Origin of the sequence: Extensimonas perlucida (assembly GCF_007655255.1) — a bacterium.
GTDB lineage: Bacteria > Pseudomonadota > Gammaproteobacteria > Burkholderiales > Burkholderiaceae_C > Extensimonas > Extensimonas perlucida.
Window position 1 is genome coordinate 263,137 of record NZ_VMYE01000001.1, and the last position, 18,357, is coordinate 281,493.

Here is an 18,357-nt window from a genome sequence, read left to right on the forward strand (position 1 = left end):
GCTAAAGGCCGATTTGGCGCAAAATTCAGCGCAAGAAAAGCTGGTACGCGGGGTTGTTCGTCTCCTCCACCCAGGGGTAGCCCAGCGTGGCCAGAAACTCCGCGAACAGCGCATCGCCCTCGGGCGGCACCTGCAGGCCCACGAGGATGCGACCATAGTCCGCGCCCTGGTTGCGGTAGTGGAACAGGCTGATGTTCCAACTCGGCTGCATCAGGCTCAAAAATTTCAGCAGCGCGCCAGGCCGCTCGGGAAAGACGAAGCGCAGCAGGCGCTCGTCCTGCGCGAGCGCCGAAGGCCCGCCCACGAGGTGGCGCAAATGCTCCTTCGCAAGCTCGTCGTGCGTGAGGTCCAGCGCGCGAAAATTGTGGCGCTCGAAGTGCTGGGCGATTTTTTTCGATTCGCCCCTGCCGTGCGTGGTCAGGCCCACGAACACATGCGCGAGCGCGGCGTCGCTGATGCGGTAGTTGAACTCGGTCACGTTGCGTGGCCCGCCGGGCAGGCTGCCGATGAGCTCGCAAAAGCGCCGAAAGCTGCCGCGCTCTTCGGGAATCGTCACGGCCAGCAGCGCCTCGCGCTCCTCGCCGACCTCGGCGCGCTCGGCCACGAAGCGCAGGCGGTCGAAGTTCATGTTCGCGCCGCACAAAATGGCCGCGTAGGTCTCGCCGCGCGTCTTGTGCTGCGCCACGTACTGCTTGATCGCCGCCACGGCGAGCGCTCCTGCGGGCTCGACGATGCTGCGCGTGTCCACGAAGACGTCCTTGATCGCCGCGCACACCGCGTCGGTGTCCACGCTCACGAAGCCATCGACCAGCCCGCGCGTGATGCGAAACGTCTCCTCGCCCACGAGCTTCACGGCCGTGCCGTCCGAAAACAGGCCCACGTCGGCCAGCGTGACGCGCTCTTGCGCCTGCACCGAGCGCAGCATGGCGTCGGAGTCGTTCATCTGCACGCCGATCACCTTGATCTCGGGGCGCACGGCCTTGATGTAGTTCGCCACGCCGCTCACGAGCCCGCCGCCGCCGATCGCGACGAACACCGCGTCGAGCCGGTTGCTGCCCAGGCTTTGCAGCTGACGCAGGATCTCCATCGCAATCGTGCCCTGACCCGCGATCACGTCCGGGTCGTCGAACGGGTGCACGAAAGTCAGGCACTGTTCGCGTTCGAGCGCCACAGCGTGCGCGTAGGCGTCGGAATAGCTGTCGCCCCACAGCACCACCTCGCCGCCCAGCGTTTTGACGGCGTCGATCTTGAGCTGCGGCGTGGTCGTGGGCATGACGATCACCGCGCGCGTGCCCAGCCTTTGTGCGCTCATGGCCACGCCCTGCGCATGGTTGCCGGCCGAGGCGCAGATCACGCCGCGCTGCAGCTGCTCGGGGCTCAGTTGCGCCATCTTGTTGTACGCGCCGCGCAGTTTGAAGCTGAACACGGGCTGCTGGTCCTCGCGCTTGAGCAGCACCTTGTTGTGCAGGCGCCGGCTCAGGTTGCGCGCGGGCTCCAGCGGCGACTCCACGGCCACGTCATAGACGCGTGCGGTGAGGATTTTTTTCAGGTAGTCGAAGGGGGTCAGGTGCGAACTCATGGGTCGATGGTGAAGGTCAGCCGGATGCCCGCGCACGCGGGGCCGCCATCATAGGAGCCTGTCGGACTTTGGGCGTCGAAAGCGAGAATGCGCCCCAGCGAGACCAGTTTTTGCCGGATTCGCCGCCCCATAGTGGTGCTATGGGGCAAGAAGACGGTAAAAAATGGGCCGCTGCGGCGCATTCGCAGCCGACGATTCCAAAGTCCGACAGGCTCCTAGGCCGTGGCGGTGGCCGAAAAAGGCGCAAGACAGCCGTCAAAGAGGCAAAAAAAAGCCCCAGGCATTGCGGCCCGGGGCTGAATCCATCCTTTGAGGAGATGGAGGAGACAATCGAGGCGTTGCTACCAAAGAACCAACGCATGGCGTAACTGTAGCACAGCGTTTGCTGCGATGCAGCAAAAATTCACTTCATGAACGAAATATGTCGCAAAAGCGGCACACACCAAGCGGAGGAATCTTGAGATGGAATGCACAGTCACCTGGACCGGCGCGGCCGGCACGCGCTCGGCCATGGGCTTCGTGGCAGAAACCGGCAGCGGCCACGTACTCGCCATGGACGGCGCGCCCGACGCCGCCAACCCCACGAACGGCGGCCAAAACCTCGCGCCGCGCCCCATGGAAACCGTGCTCGCGGGCACGGGCGGCTGCACGGCCTACGACGTGGTGCTGATCCTCAAGCGCGGGCGCCACGACGTGCGCGGCTGCAGCGTCAAACTCACGGCCGAGCGCGCCGACACCGACCCCAAGGTGTTCACGCGCATCCACATGCACTTCACCGTGACGGGCAAGGGCATCCCGCCCGCCGCCGTGGAGCGCGCCATCGCCATGAGCCACGACAAATACTGCTCGGCCAGCATCATGCTGGGCAAGACCGCGCAGATCAGCACCGGCTTCGAGATCGTGGAAGTCTGAGCGTCCAGATTTGAGCGCCGCTGCTGGCGCCGCCCATCAAACGAAGTGCGCCGTCGTCGTCATGAGCTTGGCGGCGAGCCTCATGAGCGCGCGCGCGGGCGGCGGCAGCTCGACTGCGCCGGCGGCGCGCGCGTTCGCGGCGTGGCGCTCCTCGTCGTCCTTCATACGCGCCACCACGGCGCGCGAGGCCGCATCCTGCGCTGGCAGGCGCTGCAAATGGCTTTGCAGGTGCGCAGACACTTGGTTTTCCGTCTCGACCACGAAACCCAGGCTCACACGGTCGCTGACCTTGGCCGCCACCAGGCCGATCGCGAACGCGCCCGCAAACCACAGCGGGTTGAGCAGGCTGGGGCGCGCGCCCAGAGCATCGATGCGCTCGCGCGTCCACGCGAGGTGGTCGAGCTCTTCGCGCGCCGCCTGAAGCAGGTGCTGGCGCAAGGCAGCGTCATGCGTGACGGCCGCCTGCGCCGTGTAGAGCGCCTGCGCGCAGACCTCACCCACGTGGTTCACGCGCATCAGCGCACCCGCGAGGCGCTTTTCTTCGGGCGAGAGCGCTGCGTCCGTCTGTTCGCTGGCAGGTGCAGCCAATGCCGCGGGCGATTCTTCTGCAGCCTTTGGGTTGGCGAACAAGGTGCGCAATGCCGTGTCGGCGGCGGTGAGCAAGGAATCCATGGAGCGGGACTGGATAGGGAGGCGAGAGGGAAATTTGGTGGCACAGAAAATGCTGTTGCCCTTTTCAGGGGCATCAGAGCAATCCGGGCGCATTGTAGGGGGCGCACTGCGAACGCTGGTCGAGGGAGGATGTTTTATAGAGATAGATCAATCGCTTAGGTCGTATTTTTGCAATATGACATCAGAACGATCGCCTCAAAAATGGCGGAACTGTTGCGATGCAGCAACGGGTTGACCCTAGACTGCGATTTTCTTTTGCGCAATGCGCCTGCGTCTGGTGCAATAACAACAGCTTCCCGATCAAGGAGGTCGTTGCCCGGCTGGGTTGCGGTGCGGTTGCTGCACCGTTTTGGTATCCAAGCCGGCGCCACATGTTTAACCCAAAGGAGTATTCGCAATGAAAAAGTCTCTGATCGCCTTGGCTGTCCTGGCAGCTTCTGGCGCTGCCATGGCGCAATCTTCCGTCACCCTGTTTGGCGTGATGGACGTGGGTGTGGGGCACAGCTCTGGCACCAACTCGGTGACCGGCCTGACCAACGGTGGCCTCAAGACCAGCCGTCTGGGCGTTCGTGGTGTGGAAGACCTCGGCGGTGGTCTCAAGGCTGGCTTCTGGCTTGAAGGCGGCATCAACGCTGACACCGGCGACGGCAACAAGAACGGCGCCTACGGCGGCGGTCTGCAATTCAAGCGCCGCTCGACCATCAGCCTGATGGGCGACAACTGGGGTGAAGTCCGCCTTGGCCGTGACAACACGGCGCACTACAATAATCTGCTGGCCTTCGATCCGTTCGAGGCTACTGGCTCCGGCAGCCTGATGAAGAACCAGATCACCGGCATCGACGATCGCAAGAGCAACACGATCAGCTACTTCCTGCCCTCCAACCTCGGCGGTTTCTACGGCCAAGTGCAATACATCTTCGGTGAGAAGGCTGGCAGTGCTGCTCTGTATAACACCAACATGACCAACAACGGCGATGGCTATGGTGTGCGTGGCGGTTATGCCAACGGCCCGCTGAACATCGGCGCCGACTACATGAAGATCAAGAAGAATGCTTTGTCCGACAAGGATCCTGCCCTGGCAAGCTCCGCTCTCCTGCAGGACGCAGAGGCTTATGGCATCGGCGCCAGCTACGACTTCGGCGTGATCAAGCCCTTCGTGATGTGGAACCAGGAAAAGGCCAAGTCGGCAGGCGTTCTGACTGAGAAGAAGTACCAAATGTGGCTGGTTGGTTTGACTGCTCCCGTGGGCCCTGGCGTGGTGCGCTTCTCGTACAACGACCTGCGTGACAAGAGCGACAACCTCGTCGCCGACAATGACTCCAAGCAGTACTCGCTGGGTTATGTCTATAACCTGTCCAAGCGCACCGCGCTGTACGGCACCTACTCGCACGTCTCGAACGACGGTGTTGCCAAGCGCGGCACCGGCATCAGCGGCCTGTCTGGCGTCACGATCAATGCCGGCGAGTCCGTCAACGCCTACGAGTTTGGTATCAGCCACTCGTTCTAATCCAGCAGAGGCTGCCTTGCGCGGCTTCTTCGCTTGATTCAAAGCAAAACGCCGGCCTCTGGGCTGGCGTTTTGCTTTGTGTGAACTGGCCCCCGAAAAATGGACGCCACGAGGTTTGTAATGATGACCTTGTGGAGAAAATATGAAGTCAGGAACAGATCGTAGAGGAAATACGTCCTCTTGGCGCCTGTCCGTCGCGCCCATGCTCGACTGGACCGACCGCCATTGCCGCTACCTGCACCGCCTGCTGAGCCGCCATGCGCGGCTTTACACCGAAATGGTGACCACGGGCGCACTGCTGCACGGGGACGTGACGCGGCATTTGCTTTTTTCTGCAGAGGAGCACCCCGTCGCGCTGCAATTGGGCGGCAGCGAACCCGCCGATCTCGCGCAGTGCGCACGCCTGGCAGAGCGCTGGGGCTACGACGAGGTCAATCTCAATTGCGGCTGTCCGAGCGAGCGCGTGCAGCGCGGCGCGTTCGGCGCCTGCCTGATGCACGAGCCGCAGCTCGTGGCCGACTGCGTCAAGGCCATGGCCGACGCGGTATCGGTGCCCGTCACCGTCAAGCACCGCATAGGCATAGGCCGCGACGAGCGCTATGCCTTCGTGCGCGACTTCGTCGGCACGGTGGCCGAAGCCGGTTGCCGCGTGTTCATCGTGCACGCGCGCAACGCCTGGCTCGAGGGCCTTTCGCCCAAGGAAAACCGCGAAATTCCGCCGCTGCGCTACGACGTTGCGCGCCAGCTCAAGGCGGACTTCCCCGCGCTCACGATCGTCGTGAACGGTGGCCTGGATTCCGACGCAGCCGTGCAGGCGCAGCTCGACGCGGGGCTGGACGGCGTCATGGTGGGCCGCGCCGCATACCACAACCCCTGGTGGCTCGCGGGCTGGGACGCGCGCTACTTCGGCGCCGCGCCCTCCACGCTGACGCACGAGGCAGTCGAAGAAGCCATGGTGCGCTACATGGAGCGCGAAGCCGCCGCGCACGGTACACCGTGGTACGCCATCGCCCGCCACATGCTGGGCCTGCGCCACGGCCTGCCCGGCGCACGCCGCTGGCGCCAGGTCTGGAGCGACCACCGCCTCAAACATCTGCCCGCAGCCGAGGTGATGGCGCTCGCGCGTGCCGCGCGCGCTGAAACCATCGCTGCATGAGCCGCTGTGAAACGGGCAGAGGCGAGCACATCCGCGCTCAGCGCATTTCGCCGCCTGTTGCGCATAATCGCGCCCCATGAACTCCCTCCTTACCTTGTTTCCGCTCGGCTGGCAGCATTACCTGCTCGGCGGGCTTTGCATTGGCGCCGGCGTGGCGCTGCTGTTTGTGTGCACGGGCCTGATCGGCGGCATGAGCACGGTGTTTTCCTCGACCTGGTCGTATGTGCTGCGGCGGCCGTTTTTCCAGCAGGAGCGCTTTACCGGCTCGCGCGCGTGGCGCCTGGTGTACGCGCTGGGGCTGATCCTGGGCGCGTTCGTGTGGTGGCAGGGCTTTGCGCAGGGCGCGCCGCAAAGCACCAGCGTGCCCGTGTGGCAACTGCTCGTGGGCGGATTTTTCGTGGGCTACGGGGCGCGGCTAGGCAATGGCTGCACATCAGGCCACGGCATTTGCGGGCTGGGCTCGCTGCAGTGGCCTTCGCTGCTGGCCGTGCTCACCTTCATGGCCACGGCTTTCATCACCGCGAACCTGGTCGCGAGGTGGCTGGCATGAGCGGCACATCCCTGACCCCTGCGCGCTGGCTCGCCACGCTGCTTGCGGGCGCGCTGTTCGGCTTTGGCCTGGCGCTTTCCACCATGATCCGGCCCGAGGTGGTGTTGAGCTTTCTGCGCCTGCAGGACTTTGGCCTGGCGCTCGTGATGGGCGGCGGCGTGCTCGTGACGCTGCTGGCTTACAAACTCGCGCCGCGCCTGCTCACGCGCCCTTTGCTCGGCGGGCAGTTTTATACCCACCCGAGCGCCTGGAACCGTGACACCGCCGTGGGCGCGGCGCTCTTTGGCATCGGCTGGGGGCTGTGTGGCGTGTGCCCGGGGCCGGCGATCGCGGGCCTGGGCGCGGGCAACTGGAGCCTGCTGTGGGCGCTGGCGGGCATTGTGCTTGGTGCACTGGTGCAGGGGCTGCGCGCGCGCCAATGACTACGTATTCAGTAGCTTCCAGCGCTTGCTACATCTGCTTTAGAGGGCAATTTCATGCTTGAAACCGGGCGCACCAACATCGCCGTCATGGGCGCGGGCGCCGTGGGCTGCTACTACGGCGGCATGCTCGCGCGCGCCGGGCACGAGGTGGTGCTGATCGGCCGCCCCGCGCATGTGCAGGCCATCCACGCGCAAGGGCTGCTGCTGCAGACCCAGGCGTTTACCGAGCGCGTCGCGCTGGCTGCAAGCACCGAGCCTAGCGCCGTGCAAGGCGCGCAGTGGGTGCTTTTTTGCGTCAAGTCCACCGACACCGAAAGCGCCGCGCGCGCGATGGCCCCGCACCTGCGCCCCGGCGCCATCGTGCTGAGCCTGCAAAACGGCGTGGACAACGCCGAGCGTCTGCAGTCGCTGCTGCCGCGGCACCTCGTGCTGCCCGCCGTGGTCTATGTCGCCGCCGAAATGGCCGGGCCCGGCCATGTGCTGCACCGCGGCCGCGGCGAGCTGGTGCTCGCGCCCTCGCCTGCGAGCGCACAGATTGCCGCCACCTTGCAAGCCGCGGGCATCCCCACGCAGATTTCCGACGATGTGGCGCGCGCGCTCTGGTCCAAGCTGGTGCTCAACTGCGGCTACAACCCCTTGTCGGCGCTCACGCAGCTCAGCTACGGCGAGATCGTGCAAAGCCCCGACTTGCCCGTGGCGCAGGTGATGGACGACATCGTGCGCGAATGCCTGGCCGTGGCGCGCGCGAGTGGCGTCGATTTGCCCGAGAGCCTTTACGACAGCGTGCGCCAGCTCGCCGCGAGCATGCCGACGCAGACCTCCTCGACGGCACAAGACCTCGCCCGCGGGCGGCGCAGCGAGATCGACCACCTCAACGGCTACATCGTGCGCCGCGGCGCAGCGCTGGGCCTAGACACGCCCGTAAACCGCCTGCTGCACACGCTCGTGCGCCTGCTGGAAAAGCGCGTGGTGCAAAACGGGTAGCGGCCCGCAACGGAACGAAGCGCAAAAACAAGAAAACAGGACTTACGCAAATCGGGCTTAGGCAATGCGTTCGCCCCATGGAAAAATACCCAGATGCTCCATTGTTTGCGTAAGTCCTAGAAAAAAATTGAGTTCCGCTGCCCATTTCTCAGGACGGGTGATGGGGCCCAGGGAGGATGCCGGGAGTTGCGCCCGGCGGCGCACCTTCTTTTCTTGTCTCGCCAAGAAAAGAAGGCAAAAGAAGGCGACCCTACTGTCTGCGTCCCTGCCCGCCTCGCGGCGGTCAGGGCAACCTGCGGTGCTCGCTCCCGGCGGGGTCGCGCGAAACTCGCTGCGCTGCGCTTCGCTCAAACAATCGCGCGCCCTTTTTCCGCCGGGCGCTGCGCTCCTCGGCGCATACAGAAGGGCGGGGACACCACACGGGCCGTCACTTCGCTCGGCCCATTTTTCGACGTCCCTGCACAAACGAGCTTCAAACATCCGTGCCGGACTCTGGCGGTGAAGGTTCACCGCCGTCCCGCAGATTCGAACGCCGCGTTGCGCAAAAAGCCCGCCGGCATTTGCAGGGCCGGCGTGTAACCGTACTGCTGGTGCGCCGCGAGCAGCTCGTCGAGCCGCGGGTCGCGAAGCATGGGCTGCGCTGCACCGTTGGGATCGGCTACCGCCACCAGAGGTGCTGCGGGCTGACTGGCTGCCAGCTGCACGGCGGAGGCACCCTGCTCGCGCAGCGCGCCGAACACGCCCCAGCCGACCACGGCCACCGTGGCCATGGATGCCAGGCCTACGATCCACTTCCAGTGGAACTGCGCCGCATTCGCCGCCTCGGTGCGCACCGGTGCCGCAACGGCCACCATTTCTGCCGCATCCCCCACCGCATCCTCCGACGCGGTTTGTAGCCGCAGCGCTTGTTGCGCGAGCTGCGCGCACACCTTTTCGGCGAGCGCGCTGCGGCCATACGCCGCGAGCTCGGGCGCGCGCAGCATGTCGCCCACGAGCTGATAAACCTGCCAAGTCCGCTGCGCCTCGCTGTGCGCGGCCAAATCCAGCGCCTGCGCCAGTTCTTCGCCTTCCAACACGCCGTCGGCCAGGGCCGACAGCAGTTCCGCTTGTCTCACTGCATCGATCGCATCTTCCGCCATAGTTGCACCTTTTGGTTCCGCTTCACCGCGCACCCGGTCGCCACTCACCAGCGTTTGCCCGACTGGTTTTCGAGCAGCGGGCGCACGCGCGCCGACACCGCCTCGCGCGCCCGGAAAATCCGCGAGCGCACCGTGCCTATGGGCGTGCCCATGGCCGCGGCGATCTCCTCGTAGCTCAGGCCCTCGATCTCGCGCAGCAGCAAAGCCTCGCGCAGGTCTTCGGGCAGTGCCGCCACGGCGGCCTGCACGGCAGCCGCCACCTCGCGCGCCGCGAGTTCAGCTTCCGGGGTCTCGGCACTCGTTGGTTCCGGCTCGGGGCGAAAAGTTTCTTCGTCCGCGCTGGCGGGGGCTGCGGCGTTTTCATACACCACGGGGTTGCGCTTCAATTCGAGCAGCGCCTTCTTCGCGGTGTTCACCGCGATGCGGTACAGCCAGGTGTAGAACTGCGCGTCGCCGCGGAACTGGTGCAGGGCGCGGTAGGCGCGCAGGAAAGTCTCCTGCGCGATGTCGGGCACCAGATCGGTATCGCGCACCATGCGCGCGATCAGGCGCTCTATGCGCCGCTGGTATTTGTGCACGAGCAGCGCAAATGCATGTTGATCGCCCGCGCGCGCGCGCTCGACCAGCGGCAGGTCGCTGTCGGGCGCTGCAGGAGGAGGTGGGCGTGGGGGTGGGGGCGAGGGCGCGCTCATGCTGGTCGTGCCTCGTCTTGGGATGCGTCCCGGGCATTGTCCGCACTTGCCGTATCCGTCCCGGGCAGCGCGCCCAAGGCCAAGGTACGTGCGTGCACGGCGCGGCGCAAGTCCGGCCAGCATGCCGGATCGGACGCGCGCGTGAGCCAAAGCCATCTGCTGCGCCCCAGCGCGCTGCGCCAGCGCAGCGCGAGGTGATTTTGCAAGTCCAGCAGCACTTCAGGGGCGCCCTCGGTGGGCGCAGCGCCCGGCCCGCGGCCTTGGCCTCGACCTGCGCTGCGATTTTCGAAGCACCAGTGCTGGCCATCCCAATGCAGCACGCCTTGCGGCAGGCGGCGCCAAAAATGCAGTGCGCAGGCGTTACAGGCCAGACACAGCACACCCGCCAGCGCGACGCGCCAGGGCAAGCCGCCGGCCCCTTGCACGGCCCACAAGGCCAGCAGCACCCAGCCCGCCGCAGCAAGCGCCAGCAAAGCCACGCCGAGCAGCCGCGTGCGCCCGACGGGGTACTGCACAGGAGGGGGTGTTTGCTGGGATGCCACGCGCATCAGCCCTTGCAGAAAAAGACGGCCTGACAGCCTGACGGCAAGGTGGGCTGGCGGGCGGTACACCGGCGCGCCGTTCAGACGCGCTGGAAAATCAAGGTGCCGTTCGTGCCGCCGAAGCCGAAATTGTTTTTCATCGCGACTTCGATTTTTGCGTCACGCGCGACGTTGGCGCAGTAGTCGAGGTCGCACTCGGGGTCTTGCGCAAGCAGGTTGATCGTGGGCGGAATTTTTTGCTCGTGCAGCGCGAGCACCGTAAACACGCTCTCCACGCCACCGGCTCCACCGAGCAAATGGCCCGTCATCGACTTGGTCGAACTCACCACGACTTTGTGCGCATGCGCGCCGAGCGCGGCCTTGATCGCCTTGGTCTCGTTGACGTCGCCCAGCGGTGTCGAAGTGCCGTGTGCGTTGAGGTAATCGATCGCCTCGGGCGCCACGCCCGCGTTGCGCAGCGCGTTGAGCATGGCGCGGCGCGGGCCGTCCATGTTCGGCGCCGTGATGTGGCCGGCGTCGGCGCTCATGCCAAAGCCCGTCAGCTCAGCATAAATCTTCGCGCCGCGCGCCTTGGCGTGCTCGTAGGATTCGAGCACCATGATGCCCGCGCCCTCGCCGAGCACGAAGCCGTCGCGGTCCTTGTCCCAGGGGCGCGAAGCGGTTTGCGGATCGTCGTTGCGCGTGGAGAGCGCGCGCATCGCGGCAAAACCGCCCACCCCGAGCGGCGATACCGTGGCCTCGGTGCCGCCGGCAACCACCACGTCAGCATCGCCGTATTCGATCATGCGCCCGGCCTCGCCAATGCAGTGCAGGCCCGTGGTACAGGCCGTGACCACCGAGAGATTGGGCCCCTTGAAGCCAAAGCGCATGGACACATGCCCTGCCACCATGTTGATGATGGACGCCGGCACGAAAAACGGCGTGATGCGCCGCGGCCCGCGCGCCACCAGTTCGGCGTGGGTGTTTTCTATCATCGGCAGGCCGCCTATGCCTGAGCCGATCACGCAGCCTATGCGCGCCGCGGTTTCTTCATCGAGCGCCTCGCCCGTGGGCAGGCCGGCGTCGCGCACGGCCTGCTCGGCGGCGGCGATGCCGTAGTGGATGAAGGTGTCCATGCTGCGCGCATCCTTGGCGCTCATGTAGGACTCGACGTCGAAGCCTTTGACTTCTCCGGCAATCCTGCACGAGAAATTCGACGCATCGAACTTGGTGATGGGGCCGATGCCGGAGCGGCCGGCAAGAATGTTGGCCCAGGCCTCAGCGACCGTGTTGCCCACGGGGCTGATGCAACCCAGGCCGGTCACGACGACGCGACGACGGCTCATGCGAAAAAACCTTCTGCGGAGCGCTCAAAGGCGGGGATGGAACACCCGAAAATCGCCGGATGGCGACGGGATTTATGCAAACGGGGGCACGCCGGTATTGCCATGGGGCGAACGCCTTGCTGGCGCCCGATTTGCGTCCATCATGAAAGAAATATCAGCCCTTTTGGTGGGCGACGGCGTAATCGATGGCGTTTTGCACCGTGGTGATCTTCTCGGCGTCTTCGTCCGGGATTTCGATGCCGAACTCGTCTTCGAGGGCCATCACCAGTTCCACGGTGTCCAGGGAATCGGCACCGAGATCGGCCACGAAGGCTTTTTCATTGGTGACCTGGGACTCTTCGACGCCGAGTTGTTCGGCAATGATCTTTTTGACGCGTGCTTCGATATCGCTCATGGTTTCCCTCTGGGGGTTGTGAATGAATCCGCGATTCTAGCTGCACGAAACACATCGTTTGCGCGCAGCCTGCCGTACGGACGATGCGGCTGGAAGTTGGCTTGCTCTGGCTGTTGGCCGTGTTACATATACATGCCGCCGTTGACGTGCAGCTCCTGCCCCGTCACGTAACCCGCACCCGCGGACGCGAGGTAGGCCACGGCATGCGCGATGTCGGCGGGCTTGCCCAGGTGCCCGGCGGCGATCTGTGCTTGCAATGCTTTGCGCTGCTCTTCGGGCAGGTGCGCCGTCATGTCGGTCTCGATGAAGCCCGGCGCGACGCAGTTCACCGTGATGCCGCGGCTGCCGAGTTCGCGTGCGAGCGAGCGCGTCATGCCCGCGACGCCGGCCTTGGCGGCAGCGTAATTGGCCTGGCCCGGGTTGCCCGAGGCCCCGACCACACTGGTGATGTTGATGATGCGCCCGAAGCGCTGCTTCATCATCGGGCGGATCACGGCGCGGCAAAGGCGGAACACGGCCTTGAGGTTGGTGTCTATGACGGCGTCCCAGTCCTCGTCCTTCATGCGCATGGCCAGAGTGTCGCGCGTAATGCCGGCGTTGTTCACGAGCACATGCAGGCCGGCGTGCTGCCTGACGATGCCATCGACCAGCGCCTCGACGCCGGCCGCATCGTTGACGTTGCAGGCCACGCCGTGGCAGCCCGCGTAGGCCGACAGCGCCTGGCCGATGCGCGCCGCGCCCTCGTCGGTCGTGGCCGTGCCTATCACCTGGTAGCCGCGCGCGGCAAGTTCGTGCGCGATCGCCGCGCCTATGCCGCGCGAGGCGCCCGTAACCAGCGCCACCTGCGCGGCAGGGGAAGTTTCAGAGGTCGTCATGCCAGCAACTCCCGCACTTCGGCCAAGGTGGCCGGATCGTACAAAGCCGCGCCGACCAGCGCGGGGTCTATGCGCTTGGTCAGGCCCGCGAGCACCTTGCCCGGGCCGCATTCGATGACATGCGTCACGCCGCGCGCCTTGAGCGCCTGCACGCACTCGACCCAGCGCACGGGGCTGAAGGCCTGGCGGTAGAGCGCGTCGCGGATCGCGTCAGGGTCTTGCTGTACGGCCACGTCGACGTTGTTCACGACGGGAATTTGCGGCGCCGCGAGCGGCACCTGCGCCAGCGCGGCGCGCAACTTTTCGGCAGCAGGCTTCATGAGGCTGGAGTGGAACGGCGCCGACACCGGCAGCGGCAGCGCGCGCTTGGCGCCTGCGGCCTTGAGCAATTCACAGGCTTTGTCCACCGCGGCCTTGGTGCCGGCGATCACGGTCTGGATCGGATCGTTGAAGTTCACGGCCTCGACCACTTCGGCGCTGCCCGCGTCAAAGGCGGCCGTGGCCTGCGCGCAGCCTGCCACCACCTTGTCGGCGGGCAGGCCCAGGATTGCCGCCATCGCGCCCGCGCCCACGGGCACGGCCTCCTGCATCGCAGCGGCGCGCAGGCGCACGAGCGGCGCGGCCTGCGCGAGCGTGAGCGCGCCCGCCGCCACCAGCGCCGAGTATTCGCCCAGCGAATGCCCGGCCACAGCCGCCGGCAGCGCGCCGCCCTCGGCACGCCAGACGCGCCAGGCTGCGACACCCGCGACGAGCATCACGGGCTGCGTGTTGGTCGTGAGCGCGAGCGCTTCTTTGGGGCCCTCTTTGATCAGACGGCCTATGTCTTCGCCCAGCGCGGCGCTCGCCTCCTGCAGGGTTTGCGCCACGGCGGGATGCGCGTCCCAAGCATCGAGCATGCCCACGGCTTGCGAGCCCTGGCCGGGGAATACGAAGGCAAAAGATTTCATGGCAGCTATTTGAATGAAAAACGGCTTTTACGCAGATGCAGCAACCACTAGCAGCTACAACTTCAGGAGAACCGCGCCCCAGGTGAAGCCGCCGCCCACCCCTTCGAGCAGCAGCGTCTGGCCTTTTTGCACCTGGCCCGTGCGCACGCCCTGGTCGAGCGCGAGCGGGATCGAGGCCGCAGAGGTGTTGCCATGCTGATCGACCGTGACCACTACCTTGTCCATGGGCAGTTTGAGCTTCCTGGCCGTGGCCTGCATGATGCGGATGTTGGCTTGGTGAGGGATCATCCAGTCGATGTCGGCCTCGTGCAGCCCGGCCTTGCCGAGCGTGGCGTGCGCGGCTTTTTCGAGCAGGCCCACGGCGAGCCTGAACACCGCCTGCCCGTCCATCTTGAGCAGCGGGTCGCCGATCACCTGCCCGCCCGACACATGCCCCGGCACGCAGAGGATATCGACGTATTTGCCGTCGGCGTGCAAGTCGCTCGCTAGGATGCCGGGGGTTTCGGAGGCTTCGAGCACCACCGCGCCCGCGCCGTCACCGAACAGCACGCAGGTGCCGCGGTCGTTGAAGTCGAGGATGCGGCTGAACACCTCGGCACCGATCACGAGCGCGCGCCGTGCATTGCCCGCGCGGATCATCGCATCGGCCACCGTGAGCGCGTAAATGAAGCCCGTACACACCGCCTGCACGTCGAAGGCCGGGCAGCCGTTGGCGCCGAGCTTGTTTTGCAAGATGCAGGCCGTCGAGGGGAAAACCATGTCCGGCGTCGATGTTGCGACGATGATCAGGTCTAGGTCCTGCGGCTGCAGGCCGGCGGCCTCCAGGGCACGGCGCGCGGCCTCCACGCCCAGATCGCTGCTCGTGACTTCGGGCGCGGCGAAGTGGCGCGCGCGGATGCCGGTGCGCTCGACGATCCATGCGTCGGAGCTTTCGATGCCACGCCGCGCCAGGTCGGCTACGAGATCGGCGTTGGTCAGGCGACGCGGCGGCAAATAGCTGCCGGTGCCGGTGATGCGGGAATACAGGGTCATGATCGGGTCATCGCCGCCGCGCCGGATGCCAGAGGCTCCACGGGCAGCAACAAGGGCGCTGCATGGGCGATCTGCGCCTGGACGCGGTCGAGCAGTTTGTTTCGGGCCGCATCATACGCGCGGTTGAGCGCTTGTTCGAAAGCCAACGCGTCGGCGGAGCCGTGGCTCTTGAACACAAGCCCGCGCAACCCGAGCAGCGCGGCGCCGTTGTAGCGTCGGTAGTCCATGCGCTTCATGAGCGCCTTCAGGACAGGATAGGCGACGATGGCAGCAATTTTGGTGAAGATGTTGCGCGCAAACTCTTGTTTGAGGCCATCGACGATCATCGCCGCAACGCCTTCGCTGGCCTTGAGCGCGACGTTGCCCACGAAACCGTCACACACCACGATATCGACCGTGCCCTTGAAAATATCGTTGCCCTCGACGTTTCCCTGGAAGAGCAGATCACCAGAATTGGCCGCAGATCGCAGCAATTCACCGGCTTTTTTGATCGTATCGCTGCCCTTGATGGCTTCTTCGCCGATGTTGAGCAAGCCCACCGTGGGCTCGCCGCCCTGCAGCACCGATACCAGGGCCGAGCCCATGACAGCAAACTGCAACAGGTGCTCGGCCGAGCAATCGACGTTTGCACCCAGGTCCAGCACCGTGGTCGCGCCACCCTTGGCGTTGGGCATCTGGGTGGCGATGGCAGGCCGGTCTATGCCTTCGAGCGTTTTGAGCAGGTAGCGCGCGATCGCCATCAGCGCGCCCGTATTGCCCGCTGAAACGGCCGCAGCGGCAGTGCCATCCTTGACCTGCTGGATGGCCACGCGCATGGACGAATCTTTTTTCTTGCGCAGCGCGACCTCGATGGGGTCGTCCATGGTGACGACCTCGCTCGCGGGCACCATGGCGGCGCGCTCGTGCGCGAACGAACGCAGACTGTCTGGCAGACCGACCAGCAACAGGCGCGCGTCCGCGTGGCGCTCGAGAAATTTCCGGCACGCCGCAAGCGTGACGGGCGGGCCGTGGTCACCGCCCATGCAGTCAACAGCCAGGGTGATCATGAAAATCCGCTGCGGCCCGCATACAGGCCAGAAAAGGAAAGGTTCACAAAAAAGCCCGCGCTACGTCAATAGTAGCAACGGGCTTTGCGCCGAAAACGAAAATCAGAGTTCGGATTTATTTTTGAGCACCTGGCGCCCGCGGTAGAAACCGTTGGGGCTGATGTGGTGGCGCAGGTGGATTTCGCCCGTGGTGGGCTCGACAGCGATGCCCGGCACGCTCAGGGCGTTGTGCGAACGGTGCATCCCGCGCTTGGAAGGAGATTTTTTGTTTTGCTGAACGGCCATGATGGCTCCTGGTCTGGAACAGGGTTGGTAAATATGCGGTCAGCCGATCTGTTCCCCATCAGGTCCCTGATGCAGCCGGACATCCGCAAAGCGCGTGCAAGCCACAGATTCGGGCCACCGGGCAAACGTCACCAGTGACCCCATCCGCCTGCCGTCCTTGGGATAAAAACCAAGGGCAATTCGCGCGAAGCCTGGCATTATAGCTGCGCCGCTTTGTTTTGCATCACTTTTGCGTTTTCCTTCACTGATTGCCGTGGTCTTTGCGCAAACCCGCCAAAGCGGCAAAAGGATGGGGCTTGTCGTCGCCCGCAGCGTCGAAATCCGGGTCGCTGCTGGCCATGGGCACGGCCACTGGGCAATGTTCGTGCAGCGGCACGAGCGGCAGCGCGAGGATCAACTCGTCCTCGATGAGGGCGCGCAGGTCGAAGCTGCGGCTCATCACCAGCAGGTCTTCTTCGCAGCCCTCATCGAGCGCTTCGGCCGTGGCCTCGTCGGCGACGAAGCGAAATGCGCGCTCCACGACCAGCGGCACATCGACGGGCGTGAGGCAGCGCTGGCACTGCAGGGGTACCGTGGCGTGCACGCGCAGCTGCAGCCAGACCTGCGCCACGCCGCCCAGCGCCTTGCGCACGCTGCCCTCGGCCCGCCAATCCACAAACAAATCGGGGCGTGGCCCTTGTGTATCGAGCGCAAGCCGCTCATATTTCAGGAGTGAATCGCGTCCCGCGAGTTGCCCACCGGCCTGGGCGAAGGTCCGTACGTCCAGGCTATCGGCAGAGAACCCCTGGCCCGCTTCCTTGTCCATTGGCTTGCGCATTGGCTTTTCCATCGCGCCAGTGTAAGAGAATCGCGCCCCATGCCTATCCCCCTTGCCGCAGAACGCCCATTGGTCCTGGGCTCCACCTCGCGCTACCGGCGCGAATTGCTTGCGCGCCTGCGCGTGCCGTTCACCGTGTCCGCCCCCGAAGTCGATGAAACCCCGCTGCCCGCCGAGTCGCCGCGCGACCTGGCGCTGCGTTTGGCGCATGCCAAGGCGCAGGCCGTGGCCGCGCAGCACCCGCAGGCGCTGGTCATAGGCTCGGACCAGGTTGCCGACCTCAATGGCCAGCCGCTGGGCAAGCCCGGCACGCACGAGCGCGCCACCCTGCAGCTGCGCCAGATGCGTGGGCACACGGTGCTGTTCCAGACAGCCGTCGCCGTGGTTTGCGCCGCGTCGGGCTTTGCGCAGACCGAGCTCGCGACCGTGGAAGTGCGCTTTCGCACGCTCTCGGACGATGAAATCGAGCGCTACCTGCGCACAGAGCAGCCCTACGACTGCGCGGGCAGCGCCAAGAGCGAGGGCCTTGGCATCGCGCTGCTCGACGCCATCGTGAGCGATGACCCCACGGCGCTCGTGGGCCTGCCGCTGATCCACACCTGCCGCCTGCTGCGCGCGGCTGGGTTGACGCTGCCATGAGCACTCCCAGCAGCCACGCGCCCAACGCCGGCACCTTTGCCGAAGCTGCGCGAACGGCGCCGGGCACGCTGTACCTGGTGCCCGCGCCGCTCGACTTCGGCTGCGCGAGCCAGGTGCCGCTCGACAGCGTGCTGTCCGCAGGCACGCTGCAGGTGGCCGCGCACCTCACGCACTGGGTGTGCGAAAACGCCAAAAGCACGCGCGCCTACCTTGCGCGCGTCGCTGCGCTCTACCCCTTGGCAGCGCCGCTGCAGCAGCAGCACCTCACCGAGCTGCCGCGCGCCGTACACAAAAAGGGCGACCACGGTGCGCAGGGCATGGCCGCCTTCGATGCGCGCGCGCTGCTCGCGCCCGCCCTCGCCGGGCACGACCTGGGCCTGGTCAGCGAAGCCGGCATGCCCGCCGTGGCCGACCCCGGCAGCTCGGTGGTGCGCGCCGCGCATGCGCTGGGCGTGCCGGTGTGCCCCTTGGTCGGCCCCGTCTCGCTCCTGCTTGCGCTCGCGGCCAGCGGCCTGAACGGGCAGAACTTCGCCTTCACGGGCTACCTGCCGCAGGATGCGAGCGCACGCGCCCAGCGCATCCGCGCCCTCGAGGCCACCGCCCTGCAAAGCGGGCAGACCCAGCTCTTCATCGAAACGCCCTACCGCAACACCGCGCTCTGGCAGGCGCTCTTGCAAACCCTGCAGCCGCGCACGCGGCTGGCGCTCGCAAGCGGCCTGACGCTGCCAAATGCGCGCATCGCCTGCAAATCCGTGGCCGACTGGCGCCGCGACCCCAGCCCGCCCGGGCCGCGCACGCCCACGGTTTTTGGCATCGGCGTCTGAGAAAGCGCGAACGCGCAG

General features: G+C 65.8%; 21 protein-coding genes. 8 read left to right on the forward strand and 13 right to left on the reverse strand.

Annotation, left to right across the window (positions count from 1 at the left end; genetic code table 11):
• Positions 1-25 precede the first annotated feature (25 nt).
• Entirely contained in the window at positions 26-1,579 is a 1,554-nt protein-coding gene (ilvA, locus tag FK527_RS01455) for a threonine ammonia-lyase, biosynthetic (protein ID WP_144728944.1), read from the reverse strand.
• Positions 1,580-2,041: 462 nt separating this feature from the next.
• Here ilvA and FK527_RS01460 point away from each other — a divergent pair, with 462 nt between their 5' ends.
• Positions 2,042-2,491 carry an OsmC family protein gene (locus tag FK527_RS01460; protein WP_144728946.1) on the forward strand — a complete coding sequence of 150 codons (450 nt, stop codon included), beginning with the start codon at positions 2,042-2,044 and terminating at the stop codon, positions 2,489-2,491.
• 36 nt (positions 2,492-2,527) lie between these two features.
• On the opposite strand, the gene coq7 is transcribed toward FK527_RS01460, so the two are convergent.
• Positions 2,528-3,163: a 2-polyprenyl-3-methyl-6-methoxy-1,4-benzoquinone monooxygenase gene (gene coq7, locus FK527_RS01465; protein WP_144728948.1), complete on the reverse strand. Its 636-nt coding sequence runs from the start codon at positions 3,161-3,163 to the stop codon at positions 2,528-2,530.
• A 397-nt stretch (positions 3,164-3,560) separates the two neighbouring features.
• Between coq7 and FK527_RS01470 the strand changes: the two genes are divergently transcribed.
• The 5 genes from FK527_RS01470 to FK527_RS01490 all read left to right on the forward strand — a co-directional run bounded on the left by FK527_RS01470 (position 3,561) and on the right by FK527_RS01490 (position 7,782).
• On the forward strand, positions 3,561-4,670 hold the full coding sequence (locus FK527_RS01470; protein ID WP_144728950.1) for a porin: 1,110 nt from the start codon (positions 3,561-3,563) through the stop codon (positions 4,668-4,670).
• A 142-nt stretch (positions 4,671-4,812) separates the two neighbouring features.
• Positions 4,813-5,826, forward strand: coding sequence for a tRNA dihydrouridine(20/20a) synthase DusA (gene dusA, locus FK527_RS01475; RefSeq protein ID WP_144728952.1), 1,014 nt, complete (start codon positions 4,813-4,815; stop codon positions 5,824-5,826).
• 76 nt (positions 5,827-5,902) lie between these two features.
• On the forward strand, positions 5,903-6,376 hold the full coding sequence (locus FK527_RS01480) for a YeeE/YedE family protein (RefSeq protein WP_144728954.1): 474 nt from the start codon (positions 5,903-5,905) through the stop codon (positions 6,374-6,376).
• Positions 6,373-6,798 carry a DUF6691 family protein gene (locus FK527_RS01485; protein ID WP_144728956.1) on the forward strand — a complete coding sequence of 142 codons (426 nt, stop codon included), beginning with the start codon at positions 6,373-6,375 and terminating at the stop codon, positions 6,796-6,798. The genes FK527_RS01480 and FK527_RS01485 overlap by 4 nt, the downstream gene beginning before the upstream one ends.
• A 54-nt stretch (positions 6,799-6,852) precedes the next feature.
• Positions 6,853-7,782 carry a ketopantoate reductase family protein gene (locus FK527_RS01490; RefSeq protein WP_144728958.1) on the forward strand — a complete coding sequence of 310 codons (930 nt, stop codon included), beginning with the start codon at positions 6,853-6,855 and terminating at the stop codon, positions 7,780-7,782.
• 506 nt (positions 7,783-8,288) lie between these two features.
• On the opposite strand, the gene FK527_RS01495 is transcribed toward FK527_RS01490, so the two are convergent.
• The 11 genes from FK527_RS01495 to FK527_RS01545 all read right to left on the reverse strand — a co-directional run bounded on the left by FK527_RS01495 (position 8,289) and on the right by FK527_RS01545 (position 16,876).
• Positions 8,289-8,897 carry a sigma-E factor negative regulatory protein gene (locus tag FK527_RS01495; RefSeq protein ID WP_246072617.1) on the reverse strand — a complete coding sequence of 203 codons (609 nt, stop codon included), beginning with the start codon at positions 8,895-8,897 and terminating at the stop codon, positions 8,289-8,291.
• Positions 8,898-8,965: 68 nt separating this feature from the next.
• Positions 8,966-9,613: an RNA polymerase sigma factor RpoE gene (rpoE, locus tag FK527_RS01500; RefSeq protein WP_144728962.1), complete on the reverse strand. Its 648-nt coding sequence runs from the start codon at positions 9,611-9,613 to the stop codon at positions 8,966-8,968.
• Positions 9,610-10,161 carry a hypothetical protein gene (locus FK527_RS01505; RefSeq protein ID WP_144728964.1) on the reverse strand — a complete coding sequence of 184 codons (552 nt, stop codon included), beginning with the start codon at positions 10,159-10,161 and terminating at the stop codon, positions 9,610-9,612. The genes rpoE and FK527_RS01505 overlap by 4 nt, the downstream gene beginning before the upstream one ends.
• A gap of 74 nt (positions 10,162-10,235) precedes the next feature.
• The gene (gene fabF, locus FK527_RS01510; RefSeq protein ID WP_144728966.1) at positions 10,236-11,480 is read right to left on the reverse strand and encodes a beta-ketoacyl-ACP synthase II; all 1,245 of its coding nucleotides are present in this window, start codon (positions 11,478-11,480) and stop codon (positions 10,236-10,238) included.
• A 154-nt stretch (positions 11,481-11,634) separates the two neighbouring features.
• Positions 11,635-11,874, reverse strand: a complete 240-nt coding sequence (gene acpP / locus FK527_RS01515; protein WP_144728968.1) for an acyl carrier protein — start codon at positions 11,872-11,874, stop codon at positions 11,635-11,637.
• Positions 11,875-11,996: 122 nt separating this feature from the next.
• Complete coding sequence (gene fabG / locus FK527_RS01520; RefSeq protein WP_144728970.1) at positions 11,997-12,749, reverse strand: 3-oxoacyl-ACP reductase FabG; 753 nt, start codon at positions 12,747-12,749, stop codon at positions 11,997-11,999.
• Entirely contained in the window at positions 12,746-13,696 is a 951-nt protein-coding gene (gene fabD / locus FK527_RS01525; RefSeq protein WP_144728972.1) for an ACP S-malonyltransferase, read from the reverse strand. Before fabD ends, fabG begins: the two co-directional genes overlap by 4 nt.
• Before the next feature lie 54 nt (positions 13,697-13,750).
• A complete protein-coding gene (locus FK527_RS01530) occupies positions 13,751-14,728 on the reverse strand; it encodes a beta-ketoacyl-ACP synthase III (RefSeq protein ID WP_144728974.1) in 978 nt (325 codons plus the stop codon).
• On the reverse strand, positions 14,725-15,774 hold the full coding sequence (plsX, locus tag FK527_RS01535) for a phosphate acyltransferase PlsX (RefSeq protein ID WP_144728976.1): 1,050 nt from the start codon (positions 15,772-15,774) through the stop codon (positions 14,725-14,727). The genes FK527_RS01530 and plsX overlap by 4 nt, the downstream gene beginning before the upstream one ends.
• 102 nt (positions 15,775-15,876) lie before the next feature.
• Positions 15,877-16,059 carry a 50S ribosomal protein L32 gene (gene rpmF, locus FK527_RS01540; protein WP_144728978.1) on the reverse strand — a complete coding sequence of 61 codons (183 nt, stop codon included), beginning with the start codon at positions 16,057-16,059 and terminating at the stop codon, positions 15,877-15,879.
• A gap of 241 nt (positions 16,060-16,300) precedes the next feature.
• Entirely contained in the window at positions 16,301-16,876 is a 576-nt protein-coding gene (locus FK527_RS01545; protein ID WP_425460390.1) for a YceD family protein, read from the reverse strand.
• A 39-nt stretch (positions 16,877-16,915) separates the two neighbouring features.
• Between FK527_RS01545 and FK527_RS01550 the strand changes: the two genes are divergently transcribed.
• Both FK527_RS01550 and FK527_RS01555 read left to right on the forward strand, forming a co-directional pair.
• The gene (locus FK527_RS01550; RefSeq protein ID WP_144728980.1) at positions 16,916-17,515 is read left to right on the forward strand and encodes a Maf family nucleotide pyrophosphatase; all 600 of its coding nucleotides are present in this window, start codon (positions 16,916-16,918) and stop codon (positions 17,513-17,515) included.
• On the forward strand, positions 17,512-18,339 hold the full coding sequence (locus FK527_RS01555; RefSeq protein ID WP_144728982.1) for an SAM-dependent methyltransferase: 828 nt from the start codon (positions 17,512-17,514) through the stop codon (positions 18,337-18,339). The genes FK527_RS01550 and FK527_RS01555 overlap by 4 nt, the downstream gene beginning before the upstream one ends.
• Positions 18,340-18,357: the final 18 nt, after the last annotated feature.